Annotated in this window: 11 protein-coding genes, 1 tRNA gene and 1 pseudogene; 9 read left to right on the forward strand and 4 right to left on the reverse strand. The window is 60.9% G+C overall.

All coding sequences use genetic code 11. The annotated features are described in order from the left end of the window. Nucleotides 1-258: 258 nt before the first annotated feature. Nucleotides 259-335: transfer RNA gene (locus tag AC1EJ1_RS09800), tRNA-Lys, on the reverse strand. A gap of 345 nt (nucleotides 336-680) precedes the next feature. Between AC1EJ1_RS09800 and AC1EJ1_RS09805 the strand changes: the two genes are divergently transcribed. The 6 genes from AC1EJ1_RS09805 (at nucleotide 681) to AC1EJ1_RS09830 (ending at nucleotide 8453) form a co-directional block, all read left to right on the forward strand. After that, nucleotides 681-806: a potassium-transporting ATPase subunit F gene (locus tag AC1EJ1_RS09805; RefSeq protein ID WP_082628504.1), complete on the forward strand. Its 126-nt coding sequence runs from the start codon at nucleotides 681-683 to the stop codon at nucleotides 804-806. A gap of 2 nt (nucleotides 807-808) precedes the next feature. Further along, nucleotides 809-2443, forward strand: a complete 1635-nt coding sequence (kdpA, locus tag AC1EJ1_RS09810) for a potassium-transporting ATPase subunit KdpA (RefSeq protein WP_480295767.1) — start codon at nucleotides 809-811, stop codon at nucleotides 2441-2443. Continuing rightward, on the forward strand, nucleotides 2443-4530 hold the full coding sequence (kdpB, locus tag AC1EJ1_RS09815; RefSeq protein ID WP_480295768.1) for a potassium-transporting ATPase subunit KdpB: 2088 nt from the start codon (nucleotides 2443-2445) through the stop codon (nucleotides 4528-4530). The genes kdpA and kdpB overlap by 1 nt, the downstream gene beginning before the upstream one ends. A 92-nt stretch (nucleotides 4531-4622) precedes the next feature. Next, a complete protein-coding gene (locus AC1EJ1_RS09820; protein ID WP_285016373.1) occupies nucleotides 4623-5210 on the forward strand; it encodes a potassium-transporting ATPase subunit C in 588 nt (195 codons plus the stop codon). Between the two features lies 1 nt (nucleotide 5211). Beyond that, entirely contained in the window at nucleotides 5212-7776 is a 2565-nt protein-coding gene (locus tag AC1EJ1_RS09825; protein ID WP_480295769.1) for a DUF4118 domain-containing protein, read from the forward strand. After that, the gene (locus AC1EJ1_RS09830) at nucleotides 7773-8453 is read left to right on the forward strand and encodes a response regulator (RefSeq protein ID WP_058236515.1); all 681 of its coding nucleotides are present in this window, start codon (nucleotides 7773-7775) and stop codon (nucleotides 8451-8453) included. The genes AC1EJ1_RS09825 and AC1EJ1_RS09830 overlap by 4 nt, the downstream gene beginning before the upstream one ends. A gap of 45 nt (nucleotides 8454-8498) precedes the next feature. Here AC1EJ1_RS09830 and AC1EJ1_RS09835 read toward each other — a convergent pair whose 3' ends face one another. Continuing rightward, nucleotides 8499-9005: a hypothetical protein gene (locus AC1EJ1_RS09835; RefSeq protein WP_480295770.1), complete on the reverse strand. Its 507-nt coding sequence runs from the start codon at nucleotides 9003-9005 to the stop codon at nucleotides 8499-8501. Further along, nucleotides 9005-9604, reverse strand: coding sequence for a hypothetical protein (locus AC1EJ1_RS09840; protein ID WP_480295771.1), 600 nt, complete (start codon nucleotides 9602-9604; stop codon nucleotides 9005-9007). Before AC1EJ1_RS09840 ends, AC1EJ1_RS09835 begins: the two co-directional genes overlap by 1 nt. A 116-nt stretch (nucleotides 9605-9720) precedes the next feature. On the opposite strand from AC1EJ1_RS09840, the pseudogene AC1EJ1_RS09845 reads away from it, so the two are divergent. Then, nucleotides 9721-10881: pseudogene (locus AC1EJ1_RS09845) on the forward strand (IS3 family transposase). Here the strand turns inward: AC1EJ1_RS09845 and AC1EJ1_RS09850 are convergent. Further along, nucleotides 10850-11446: a transposase-like zinc-binding domain-containing protein gene (locus AC1EJ1_RS09850; protein WP_480295772.1), complete on the reverse strand. Its 597-nt coding sequence runs from the start codon at nucleotides 11444-11446 to the stop codon at nucleotides 10850-10852. The pseudogene AC1EJ1_RS09845 and the gene AC1EJ1_RS09850 overlap by 32 nt on opposite strands. A gap of 103 nt (nucleotides 11447-11549) precedes the next feature. Between AC1EJ1_RS09850 and AC1EJ1_RS09855 the strand changes: the two genes are divergently transcribed. Together AC1EJ1_RS09855 and AC1EJ1_RS09860 are read left to right on the forward strand one after the other, a co-directional pair. After that, nucleotides 11550-11912 (forward strand): hypothetical protein, encoded by a 363-nt coding sequence (locus tag AC1EJ1_RS09855; RefSeq protein ID WP_480295773.1) that lies wholly within the window; start codon nucleotides 11550-11552, stop codon nucleotides 11910-11912. Between the two features lie 17 nt (nucleotides 11913-11929). Beyond that, complete coding sequence (locus AC1EJ1_RS09860; RefSeq protein ID WP_480295774.1) at nucleotides 11930-12967, forward strand: YhgE/Pip family protein; 1038 nt, start codon at nucleotides 11930-11932, stop codon at nucleotides 12965-12967. Nucleotides 12968-13027 lie beyond the last annotated feature (60 nt).

Consider the following 13027-nt stretch of genomic DNA (forward strand, 5'->3'; position numbering starts at 1 on the left):
ACCACAAGCGGGACTGCTACCTCACCAGCCACTACCAGCCACCAGCCCGCAAACCCCTCACCACGCGTGCCGACAACTCCGGCACACCAGCCCGCTACGACACCGCCACCGACTACGACACCAACTACCAAGACGGATCACTACACATCAGAAAAGGCTGGGCAGGACACTAAACACCCCGCGACACGCCCACCCCATACACACATTTCGGGCATTAACCCCAAAAAGCGCTCATTGTGAATCACAATGAGCGTCCAGTGGTGGAGCTAGTGGGACTCGAACCCGCGACCCGCGGATTAAAAGTCCGATGCTCTGCCAACTGAGCTAAAGGCCCCTGTTACTCGAACTACAGCAGCATAGCGGCCCCACGCCCCGCCTCCAAGTTCACGGGGCGCACCTCACGCACGCGCGCGGCAAGAAACAGAAAAAATGTGAGCTCTGACCAGGCGGTGTCAAGAATGTGTCAGGAAAAATCGGCGCCGCGTCAAGAACGCGTCAGTTTTCATTCGGGCCCGGGCGACCTCGACGTTCAATAGCAGTGCCGCTCAACCGAGCGACTTCGCACACCGGGTACCCCGGTTGCGGATCCGCCACGCCGGAGGGTTTCCGGCAGCACCATTCAGGAGCCATACCGTGCTCGACATTGTGTTTGTCGTATTGACGACCGTATTCTTCGGAGGATGCCTGGGCCTCGCATCGGCGGTGAGCCTGCTGTGACCATCCTCGATATCGCCTGGCTGCTCATCTGCGCAGCCGCAATCGTGTACGTGACCTATGCACTCATTCGACCGGAAAGGTTCGGGTAGTCATGGCGTTCGTTCAAATCCTCGTTCTCATCGCGGCACTCGTCGCGGTGCATCGACCGCTCGGCGCGTATATGGCGCACACCTTTACCTCTGAGCGCCACCTGTGGCCGGAGCGGCTCGTGTACCGCTTCGCGGGGATCCGAACAGACCGCGAGCACTCGTGGCGAATTTACCTTCGCAACATTCTCGCCGTCTCCCTCCTCAGTGTGCTCGGCCTCTACATCCTGCAGCGCGTTCAGCAGTGGCTGCCCATGGCGCACGGCCTCGGCCCCGTCGAAGAGACGCAGGCGTGGAACACGGCAACCTCGTTCGTGACCAACACGAACTGGCAGTCGTACGGCGGTGAAACGACGATGTCCCATCTCACGCAGATGCTGGGCATGTCGTTCCAGAACTTCATTTCGGCCGCCGTCGGAATCTGCGTGGCTATCGTGATCATCCGCGGTATTGCCCGCCACGGCACGGATAAGCTCGGTAACTTCTGGGTTGACCTCGTGCGCTGTAACTTCCGCATCCTTTTGCCGATCGCGTTCATCGGCGCGATCCTTCTGATCGCCGGCGGCGCCATCCAGAACTTCAACGCCGCCCAGCACGTGCACACCCTCACCGGTGGAACACAGATCATTCCCGGCGGGCCCGTCGCGAGCCAGGAAGCGATCAAGGAGCTCGGCACGAACGGTGGCGGTTTCTTCAACGCGAACTCCGCGCACCCGTTCGAGAATCCGAACGGCCTCACAAATCTCATCGAGATCTTCCTGATCCTGCTTATCCCGTTCGCCCTCCCCCGCACCTACGGAATCATGGTGGGCGACAAGCGTCAGGGCTGGGCTGTTCTCGGCGCGATGGCTGTTCTCGCGATCGGTTCGCTCGCCGCCACGACCGCCCTCCAGCTTCACTTCGCGGGCGATCATCTCGCCGCGATGGAGGGCAAGGAGGCGCGCTTCGGGATCGTCGGTTCGAGCCTGTTTGCGACCGCGACGACGCTCACCTCAACGGGCGCCGTGGACTCGATGCACTCCTCCTACGAGCCGATTTCCGGCGGCGTGTTGATCTTCAACATGCTTCTCGGTGAAATCGCGCCGGGCGGCGTCGGTTCCGGCCTGTACGGGATGCTCGTCATCGCGATCATGAGCGTGTTCATCAGCGGGCTCATGGTGGGCCGCACGCCGGTCTACATGGGTAAACGCATCGGCCCGACCGAGGTCAAGCTTATGAGCCTGTACATCCTCGTCGTGCCCGTGCTCGTGCTCGTGGGATCGGCAGTCGCCATCGCCCTGCCGTCGACGGCTGCGTCGCTCGCCAACGGCGGCCCCCACGGCTTCAGCGAGGTGCTTTACGCGTTCACGTCGGCGTCCAACAACAATGGTTCCGCCTTCGCAGGCCTCAATGCGAACACGCCGTTCTTCAACGTGGCGCTGGGCCTCGTCATGCTGCTTGGCCGCTTCCTGCCGATGCTGTTCGTGGTGGCGCTCGCGGGCAAGCTCGCCTCCAAGGAGGTTGTCGCGACCAACCGCGGCACCCTGCGCACTCACACACCTCTCTTTGCAGGCGTCATGGCCGGCATCGCGCTCATCGTGACCGGCCTGTCCTTCCTCCCGACGCTCGCTCTTGGACCACTTGCTGAAGGACTCATGTAATGACTCAGGTACAGGTGACCGACCGCGTTTCTTCGCAGCCTCACGAGGAGAAGACCGCGAATTCCGGATCAGTCTTCACGCCGCGCGCTCTTGCCAAGGCGCTCCCGCAGGCGCTGCGCAAGTTGAACCCCGCGCACATGGTGCGCACGCCTGTCATGTTTATCGTCGAGATGGGCGCGCTCATCACGATCATCGTGGGCTTTTTCAAGCCGAGCGTGTTCGTATTCTCGCTCGCGATCTGGCTGTTCCTCACGGTCGTGTTCGCGAACCTCGCCGAGGCTGTGGCTGAGGGGAGAGGTAAGGCGCAGGCCGATGCGCTCCGTTCCGCGAAGACAGCGGCCGTGGGCCGCGTGCGCCTCGAGGATGGAAGCATCGAGGAGGTGCCCGCCGCGGATCTTCGCCCCGGTGACATCGTCGTGGTGTGTGCGGGCGAGACGATCCCGGGCGATGGCGACGTCGTCAAGGGTGCCGCGACGGTCGATGAGTCTGCGATTACGGGCGAATCCGCTCCCGTGATCCGCGAAAGCGGCGGCGACCGTTCGGCGGTCACGGGCGGCACGCGCGTCCTTTCGGACGAGATCGAGGTACGCATAACCTCGAAGCCGGGCAACACGTTCGTGGACCGCATGATCGACCTCGTCGAGGGCGCGCAGCGGCAGAAGACCCCGAACGAGATCGCTCTTTCGGCGTTCCTTTCGGTGCTCACGCTCATCTTCTTGTTCGTCGTCGCGACGCTCGTTCCCATGGCCGATTACGCGGGCGCGAAGCAACCGATCGAGGTTCTCATCGCCCTGCTCGTGTGTCTTATCCCCACGACGATCGGCGCGCTCCTTTCGGCGATCGGTATCGCCGGCATGGATAGGCTCATGCGCCGCAACATCATGGCGACGTCGGGCCGTGCGGTCGAGGCCGCTGGCGACGTGACAACTCTGCTGTTGGACAAGACCGGCACGATCACGTTGGGTGATCGCCAGGCGAGCGCGTTCATTCCCGCCCAGGGCGTGAGCGAGGACGAGATTGCCTACGGCGCGCTATTGTCCTCTCTCGCGGACGAGACCCCCGAGGGTCGTTCGATCGTGGAGTTCGCGACGACGACCATGGGCGTTGGTCCGATTCCCGAAAGCGAGTATCGAAACGCTGAGTTCATCCCGTTCAGCGCGGAAACGCGCATGAGCGGCGTGCAGCGCACTCCCGAGCACTGCATCGTCAAGGGCGCGGCTTCCGAGATCCTCAAGTGGGTCACCGCGAAGGGCGGAACCGTCACGGAGGATGTCAACGAAACTGTGCGGGAGATTTCTTCCGACGGTGGCACGGCCCTCGTCGTGGCCGAAGAGAAGGCCGGGGCCCGCCGCGTGCTCGGCAGCCTGCACCTCAAGGATGTCATCAAGGAAGGCATGACGGAGCGCTTCGCGCACCTTCGCAAGATGGGCATTCGCACCGTCATGATTACGGGCGACAACGAGCTGACGGCGCGTGCGATCGCGAAAGAGGCCGGTGTTGACGACTATCTCGCGGGTGCAAAGCCCGAGGATAAGATCGCGCTGATCCGCAGTGAGCAGCGCGGCGGCAACATGGTCGCGATGACGGGTGACGGCACGAATGACGCTCCGGCGCTTGCGCAGGCCGACGTCGGCGTGGCCATGAATACGGGCACGCAGGCCGCGAAGGAAGCGAGCAACATGGTCGATCTCGATTCGGATCCGACCAAGCTCATCGAGATTGTCGAGATCGGCAAGCAGCTTCTCATCACGCGCGGTGCTCTCACGACGTTCTCGATCGCGAATGACGTCGCGAAGTATTTCGCGATCGTTCCCGCGATGTTCGTGAGCGTGTTCCCCGGCCTCGATCTGCTCAACGTCATGCGCCTGAGTTCACCCGAGTCGGCGATCCTCTCGGCCGTGATCTTCAACGCGCTCATCATCGTTGTGCTCATTCCTCTCGCGCTCAAGGGCGTGAAGTATCGGCCGGGTTCTGCAAACCAGCTCCTCGGCCGCAACCTGCTCATCTATGGCCTGGGCGGATTCATCGTTCCGTTCATCGGGATCAAGCTCATCGACCTCGTCGTGAGCATCATTCCCGGGCTCTAACCATGAGGGCCGAGCCGCGAGGGCACCGCTTCTCGTGACCTCTCCGGCTCGGCCCCACCACCACTGTCGTTTTTCTCTCGATTGGAAAACTCATGAACTCGACACTCTCGGGCATCGTCTCCGTCATGTGGCGCTCCACGCGCATTCTTCTTGCCCTTCTCGTTGTGCTTGGCCTGTTTTATCCAGCGGCCGTGTGGGGCGCTGGCCGGGCGTTCGCTCACAATGCCGACGGTTCCATGATGAGCCTCGATGGCCGCACCGTCGGGTCGTCTCTGATCGCTCAGGACACGTCGAAGGATCCCGCCCTGTTCCACCCCCGGATGTCGGCGGGCGACTACGACGGTTTGGCTTCGGGCGGCTCGAACTTGAGCCCTGTCGGTGAGGAGATCACCGCGCAGATCGCTGAGCAGCGCGCCCTTATCGCCCGCGAGAACGGCGTTGATGAGGCCGTTGTCCCCGCGGATGCGGTGACCGCGAGTAGTTCCGGTCTCGACCCGCACATCAGCCCGGAGTATGCTCTCATCCAGATCGAACGAGTGGCGAAGAACTCGGGGCTTTCGCGGTCAGCTGTTGAACAGCTCGTCAAGAAGCACACCCAGGGGCGAACCCTCGGCTTTGCAGGTGAAGAGGTCGTCAACGTCAATGACCTGAACCTCGACCTGCTTGCGGCGAAGGACTGACATGAACACGGTGCGCGGTGTACTCAAGGTGTATCTGGGGGCTGCCCCCGGCGTAGGTAAGACCTGCGCGATGCTCGAGGAGGCCCACGACCGCCTGAAGGGCGGGGAGGACGTCGTCGTGGGCGTCGTTGAAACCCACGGGCGTTCGGGGACCGCCGCGAGGCTTGAGGGGCTGCCGGTGATTCCGCCTCGGCGGGTGAGTTATCGCGGCTCGACGTATGACGAGCTTGATGTTCCGGCGATTATCGAGCGTAAGCCCGACGTCGTTCTCGTGGACGAGCTCGCGCATACCGTGCACGGCGAGGATACGACGGCGAAGCGCTGGCAGGATGTTCACCGTTTGCTCGATGCGGGCATCAACGTCATCTCAACCGTGAACATTCAGCACCTCGAGTCCCTCAACGACGTGGTCACGAACATTTCGGGCCACGTGCAAAACGAGACGATTCCCGATCCGGTCCTGCGCGAAGCGGAGGAGGTCGAGCTGATCGACCTGAGCCCCGATGCGCTGCGCGTGCGGCTGCGGCAGGGGCAGGTGTACGGGCCCGCGACCGTGGATGCGGCGCTCAGCAAGTTTTTCCGCAAGGGGAACCTCACGGCGCTTCGCGAGCTCGCGCTTTTGTGGCTCGCCGATCAGGTCGACGATGGTCTCGAGAAGTACCGCAGCGAGGAAGGCATCAAGGAGCCGTGGGCGGCGCGCGAGAGGATCCTCGTGGCCGTGGGCGGCGGCCCGAAGACTGCCGCCCTCATTCGCCGTGGCCGCCGCATCGCCGGGCGGATCGCCGGCCGCGAGCTCCTCGTCGTTCACGTCCTCGCGGCGGATGGCCCGCCGCGCATGTCGCCCGAGCAGATGAGCGAAGCGCGTTCCCTCACCGAATCTCTCGGCGGCTCGTGGCACGTGCTTTCGGGCGATGACGTCCCGCGCACGCTCCTCGATTTCGCCACGACCGTGAACGCGAGTCAGCTCGTTGTGGGCGCTTCGCGTCAGGGCTTCGCGCAGCGGCTGCTCATGCGGTCCACGAGCGCCACGATTATCGACGGTGCCGGCGACATCGACGTGCACATCGTCGCCGTAGACCCGCCCGCCACGCACTGGTCGGCTCCCGCGCCGCCCACGAGCCTCTCCCCCGCGCGGCTCGCGACAGGCTGGGTACTCGCGACCATTCTCACGATCGTCGTCACCCTCGCGAACCTCGCGCTCGGCGATCCCACGGCGCACCTGCCCACGGCGATTATGAGCTTCGTGCTCGCGTCCGTCGTCGTCGCCCTCGTGGGTGGCCTGTGGCCGGCTCTCGCGACGGCCATCGGCGGCGCGCTATTGCTCAACTGGTTTTTCACCGCACCCACGCACACGCTGTCCATCACGGAACCGAAGAACATCTTCCTGCTCATCGTGTTCGTGCTCGTCGCGGTCCTCGTCGCCCAGGTCGTCGACGGCGCTGTGCGCCGCCAGCGCGAGTCCCAGGAGGCGCGCCGGCACGCGCAGCTCATGACGGAGCTTGCCCGCTCCGTGATCCGCGACGGGATCGGCATTCAGGAGATCCTCGAGCAGATCGCCGCAACGTTCGGCCAGGATGGCGTCGCCCTCGCCACCGTCGAGGGCACGACGCTCGTGCCCGAGTACGAAGTGGGCATCCGGATCAATTCGGTCACGCTCGCCGACGAAGCCTTTTCGCTCGACGACCAGCACGTTCTCGCCCTCGTTGGCCGCCCGCTCACGTCGAGTGAGCAGCAGCTCCTCGAAGCCTATTCGGGCCGGCTCGTGAGCCTCATGACCCAGGCGCAGCTCAACCGGACCCGCATGCAGGCCCGGCAGCTCGAGGCCGCGAACTCCGTGCGCACGGCGCTTTTGACGGCCGTCTCGCACGACTTGCGCACCCCGCTCGCGACGATTAAAACGGCCGTCTCCGGTCTCCTCCTCGACGACGTTGATCTTCCCCGCGACGCACAGGTGGAGCTTCTGCGCGCGATCGAATCGTCCTCGGACAGGCTGGATCGGATCGTCGCGGACCTCCTGGATATGTCGCGCATCCACACGAATAAGCTCGAGGTTAAGGCAGTCACCGTCGGACCCGCCGAACTGGTTGCCCAAACCCTCCGCCACATGGACCCCTCCCTCGTGCCGCCTTCGCTCGACGAGCGCGTCCCGCGCGAACTGCCGGCAATCACGACGGATGCGGCGCTCATGGAGCGCGTGCTCGAGAACCTCATCAGCAACGCCGCCAAACACACCGACTCGGGGGTCACGATCGACGCGACACAGGATGGCGAGCGTATCCTCATTCGCGTGATCGATTACGGACCCGGCCTCACCGAAGAGAGCAAGGCGCGCCTGTTCACGCCCTTCACGCGCTTCGGTGACACGACGAACAGCCACGGGCTTGGCCTCGGCGCCGCGGTTGCGCGCGGGCTCGCGGAAGGCGTGGGCGGCACACTCACCGCCGACGACACTCCAGGAGGTGGGCTCACAATGGTGTTGTCACTGCCGCTCACGATCACCCCAGCCACCACCGACAGTGTGCCCACCCCCGCACACGAGACCACCACCGTTGGGAGCGCGTCATGATTCTCATCGTCGAGGACGATCCGGCACTGGCCAGGGCCATGACCGTTAACCTCACGGCCCGCAAATACCAGGTGCTCACGGCAACGACCGGGGAGGAGGCGCTCGTCATGGCCGCCGACAACCCGATCGAGGCCGTCCTCCTCGACCTCGGCCTGCCGCACATGAGCGGCCTCGACGTCATCGACGGGATCCGCGGCTGGTCAGACGTCCCGATCATCGTCGTGACCGCCCGCCACGAAACCTACACGAAGATTGAGGCGCTCGATCGCGGCGCCGACGACTACGTGACCAAACCCTTCGCGCTCGGGGAGCTCCTTGCGCGTTTGCGCGCCAACCTCAGGCGGCGAACGTCGGGCTCCCCCTCCCCCGTCGTGACGACCACCGACGGTCGCCTCACGATCGACCTCGCCGCAAAAACCGCGACCGTCAACGGCACGCCCGTGCGCCTAACCCCGCACGAGTGGGGCATCGTGAGCTACCTCGTGAACCACCCCAATCAGCTCGTACGCAAGGACGAACTGCTCGAGAACGTGTGGGGCCCCGAATACACGAACGGGGCCGGCTACGTGCGCGTCTACATGTCGCAGATCCGCCAGAAACTCGAGGAGGATTCCTCCGCCCCGCGCTACTTCCTCACCGAGCCGGGCCTCGGCCACCGCTTCGTGCTTGGCAGCTAGCGTCAACGCGGTGAGTAGCTCGCGACCAGGCGCGCACACATCGCGCTATAAAGCGTTGCTCACAGGCTGGCTCCGAGTCTTGAGGTCTTCCCACGAATCGGAATCAGCAATGTCATCTTCATACGCGATGAGATAGCCCCATTGCTGGCCTTCGAAGGCATCCTCGGCGACCAATCGACGGACGAGCGATTCCGCAGCCTTGCGCTTTGCTTGCACAACCGCGCCTTCTCGTCCCCTCTCGGATTTACCCTCGATAATCCAGTGGACACCATCGGTGTCAAGGGCAACGAAGACCGGGAAGTAGCGATCCTTCGGGTTGTAGTAGACGAATGCACCTGCGTGTGGGTGCAGGCGATGCCACCACACAATGCTTGAGGAGGTGTTCAGGAGCTTCGCCAACACGTACTTTCCGCTGTAAGAGTCGAATGATTCAGACTCCATTAGGGACTTGAACCAGCCACCATAGGTGCGGCGCACCACGAAATCGGCGCAGCCCTCAACCTGATCGTGGATCGTTTCTCGGATCGGCAGGCTGTGGTCCTCGATCCGCATCACCTTTGGATAGACCTTAGGCACCTCACGAGTAGACCGCAGAACCTGGTGCACGTACCCCTGAATGAGCTGTTGAAGTTGGTTTTGTGCCGAGTCCAAGGTATCTGCCCTGCCGGTGACTGGACGCGGTAGGTGGCGGCGTTGACCGTCAGTGTCATCGCCCCGGTGCCTTTGATCGTGATGATTGGTACCGCGTCGAGCAGTCCGGGGTTGGTGACCTGTCCAGAGGCGGTGAGCGTGTGGGCGATCAGCCCGGAATCGAGGTAGCTAAACGGCTCGCACACCTGGTGCGCCTCGAAGAATCCCCACGACAACATGACCGTGCGCAGCGGGCTGATGGAGGGGTGCTTGACCTGGTGTAACGCACCGGGCTGGTTGGACAGGTGAATGGTTACCGCCCACCCCAGGGCCAGTGCAACCTTGTGGTAGGCCGCCAGGCCGCCTTTGATTGCGAGTGGCAACGTGATCGACGTGTAGTGCCAGCCGCCGAGGCGGATCAGCGTCCCGGCCCTGCCCGCCACCTCAATATCGTCTGTGGCCCGCTTGAACACGCTTTCACCCTCCAGAATGATCTTGAGACCAAACGAGCTGTCAGCCACGGTGAAGATCATCTCCTCGAAGTAGAATTAGGCAGAGGGAGTCGTAGGGGGTCTGCTGAGGGTTTGGTTGACGTCTAGTTTGTTTTGCTGGGGCGGGGCAGGGAAGGATGTTGATTATGTCGAAGTTGTATTCAGAGCAGTTCAAAGCTGATGCTGTGGCGTTGGTGGAGTCTGGGGTTGCTCGCCGTCAGGTGTGTGCTGATTTGGGGATCTCGCGTTCCTCGTTGCAAAAATGGATTACTGATGCGAGGTTGCAGGCATCAGGGGATGCAACCGTGTGCTGATCCGGTAGTGGCTAAAGAGATGAGCCAGGCTTTGAAACGGATTCGCGAGTTGGAGATGGAAAACGAAGTGCTACGTGCCGCGGCGGCGTACCTGTCTCTAGAGGTGATTCGCCCAAAAGGGTCTTCCCGACCGTGGAAAAGCTGATCAAGGCGGGTAAGGCGACCTTGACGGTAGCGGCTCGGGTACTGGGGTTTTCCCGCCAAGCATTTTATAAATGGGCTGCTAAGCCAGTTTCGGACAGGCAAGCCCAAGAAGTAGAGCTTATAGACAAGATTCGCCAGATTCACAGTGACGATCCTGAATTTGGTTACCGCCTGATAGCAGACGAGCTCCATGATCAAGGGATAGAGATTTCTGAGCGTCGAGTATGGCGTTTGTGTTCTCATGCTCAGGTGTTCTCGGTGATCGCTAGGCGTAAGCTGCGTGGGAAGAAGTCGGGTGCTCCAGTACATGATGACCTGTTACAGCGTCACTTCCACGCTGATGCGCTCAACGTTGCGTGGGCTACAGATATTACGGAGCATTGGACCAAAGAGGGCAAGCTGTATCTGTGTGCGATCAAAGACCTGTGCTCGCGAAGAATCGTGGGCTATGCGACCGGTGGGCGAATGAAATCACGCCTCGTGGTGGCGGCGCTCGATGATGCGATGAGGAAACGAGGCAATCCCCATGGCGTAATCGTTCACTCTGATCGTGGCTCGCAATTTCGTTCTAGAATATTCCGTGCCGCGCTGAAATCTTACGGCGCGAGGGGATCTATGGGCAGAGTTGGAGCGTGTGGGGATAACGCTGCGATGGAATCTTTCTTCGCTCTTGTACAAAAGAACGTTCTTGATCGTGGCTCTTGGAACAGGCGCCGTGAATTATCTGCCGCGATCACTCACTGGATTGAACGGACATATCACAGGAAAAGACGGCAACGAGCACTGGGTAAATTGACACCAATCGAATACGAAACAATCATGGAACCAGCCGCATCCCTTGCGGCCTAAAAATCAGAAGGAAAACTGTCAACCAAACCCTCAGCAGACCCAAAAGACAGCGTTGGATGTGACTTTCAGGCCAGGTCAAACGTAGTGCTTTGATGATGCCTGCCCCGCCATCGGTTACCACTACCGTCGGGGCTGGTAGCCGGTTCATTAATGCTTGGTAGGCGGCAGAGTTTTCCCGTTGGCACCACTGCCAAGCGATAATCTTTTCCCCGTTGGTAGCGGTGATTAGACACCAGCCGTAGGCAAGATAGATTCCATCAAGTAGCACCTGATCGTAGACCTCGCCAGTGACCGATGGCTTGGGCACCTCGACTTGCCAACACCAGGCGCATTTAGTGGCAAAAGAGGTTTTAGCTACCCCGAGTTGGCTAACCGAATAGCCTTCTAGCAGCCATTTTATAAACAGGTCTGCTTGGGCTCTAGCGCTCATATCAGGACGTGATTTAACTGCCGAGGACCCGCAGGCCAGGCAACGCCACCTAGTTCGCCTAGAGCTAGTCTTACCGTTCTTTACAAGCCTTTGTCCGCATACACCACAAACCGGTCGATTACAAGCACTCTTCACACAATATGCTCTCAAAGCATATTCAAACCGTCATAACCCTTGATCAAACCCCAAAAAAATAACGAATTTATACACACAATTCAGGTATTAACCCGGAAATGACTTGGTGGATCTTTTAGCCCCACTTTCGCAAGCCGACATCGATACCGCCAAAATCAACCAATTGTTGAACGAACTTAAACAAGCAGCGGACAAATGCGCCCAGGTGCCCCCGGCGGCACTTCCGTCATTCCCCCAGTGCCAGTTGCTTACTGAACTAGCGAACAAACAGGGCATCGCCCTGCAGCAGCTGTCCGAAAATATCACCAAGGGTCAAGGCCTGCTGACGATCGCGGACAAACTTTCCCAGGCTGATCCACAAGAAATGAAGGCGAAGCTGAACGCAGCAGATCAAGGAGTTAAGGAACTTAGCCGGCAAACCGCCCTTACCCCACAGGCTCGACCGGAAAGCAAAAACCGACTCTAAGAGATGGCACTTATGCCTTGGCGAACGGATTAGACCAGGCGCAACGGGGGGTTCAGAAACTCTCTGCCGGAGCCTCTACCCTAGATAAAAATTCCGGACAGTTACGCACGGGGGCTAATGCTCTCAGCGGCGGCCTTGATTCGCTTTCCCAGGGTGCGGGCAAAGCCTCCGAGGGTGGAAAACAGTTAGCGGGAGGAATCGACAAGTTAACCACCGGTGCTTCCAGCCTAGAAGATGGACTACGTGATGGCGCTGAGCAGGTTCCCACTGTAGATAAGGGACAGGCGAAAAAAGTTTCGAAGGCCGCTAGTGGGGTCGCGGACGTGAAATCGGTACGCCAAAATCCGGTTCACGATAACGGTGCCGGATTCGCCCCCTTCTTCATGGCGCTATGTTTGTGGATCGGCGGGATTGCTATCTTCTTGATTTTCCCCGCCCTGGCTTTGCGGCGTCACCCCGAAGAGAGCTTCTGGAGATGTGGTTTCCGGTCTATGGCTATCGGGGCGCTCTTTGGCGCTCTGCAAGCAGTTACTGTAGTAACTGGGCTGCAACTGTTCCTAAAGCTAGATGCCCAAAACTTCGGGGCCTTAATCTTGATAGCGGTACTGGCTTCTATCGGATACGTGGCAGTGAACCAGGCTTGCGTAGCCGCCCTCGGATATCGAGGACGCGCCCTTTCGGTAATCTTGCTCTGCCTGCAAATCACCTCTACCGGAGCTACCTTCCCGGTAGAAACCGCCCCTAGGTTCTTCCAGTTCCTCAGCCCGCTGCTCCCCATGACCCATGTGGCGCGCACTATTCGCGCGGCGATTGCGGGCGGAGAACTGCACTTAGGTAAGGCGCTAGTGGTATTGGCAATCTGGACGCTACTGTCCTGGGTGGCAACTCTTATTTCAGCGGCACGCCGCAAAGGTCAGCGCCCCATGCCCTATGATCCGGCACTGACTTTTAAGAAGGTTCCTTCGGTGTCTTCGCCCTTAGGGGCAAACTCTGCCAATAACGTTGAGGACTTTGACCAAAGCACCCGCCAAGCCAAAGATAACCTGCCTAGCTGATTGTGCCGGGGAGCGTAGGTATTAAGCGGGACAAAAGATCGGTTCCTGTAAAACTTGCCC

The sequence above is a fragment of the Pauljensenia sp. C0170B4 genome (assembly GCF_056590235.1).

Excerpts from the sequence above, each read along its gene's own strand:
- AC1EJ1_RS09805 (WP_082628504.1), top strand. The coding sequence starts at position 681 with ATGCCTGGGCCTCGCATCGGCGGTGAGCCTGCTGTGACCATCCTCGAT.
- AC1EJ1_RS09820 (WP_285016373.1), top strand. The coding sequence starts at position 4,623 with ATGAACTCGACACTCTCGGGCATCGTCTCCGTCATGTGGCGCTCCACG.
- AC1EJ1_RS09835 (WP_480295770.1), bottom strand. The coding sequence starts at position 9,005 with ATGCGGATCGAGGACCACAGCCTGCCGATCCGAGAAACGATCCACGAT.
- kdpA (WP_480295767.1), top strand. The coding sequence starts at position 809 with ATGGCGTTCGTTCAAATCCTCGTTCTCATCGCGGCACTCGTCGCGGTG.
- AC1EJ1_RS09830 (WP_058236515.1), top strand. The coding sequence starts at position 7,773 with ATGATTCTCATCGTCGAGGACGATCCGGCACTGGCCAGGGCCATGACC.
- AC1EJ1_RS09825 (WP_480295769.1), top strand. The coding sequence starts at position 5,212 with ATGAACACGGTGCGCGGTGTACTCAAGGTGTATCTGGGGGCTGCCCCC.
- kdpB (WP_480295768.1), top strand. The coding sequence starts at position 2,443 with ATGACTCAGGTACAGGTGACCGACCGCGTTTCTTCGCAGCCTCACGAG.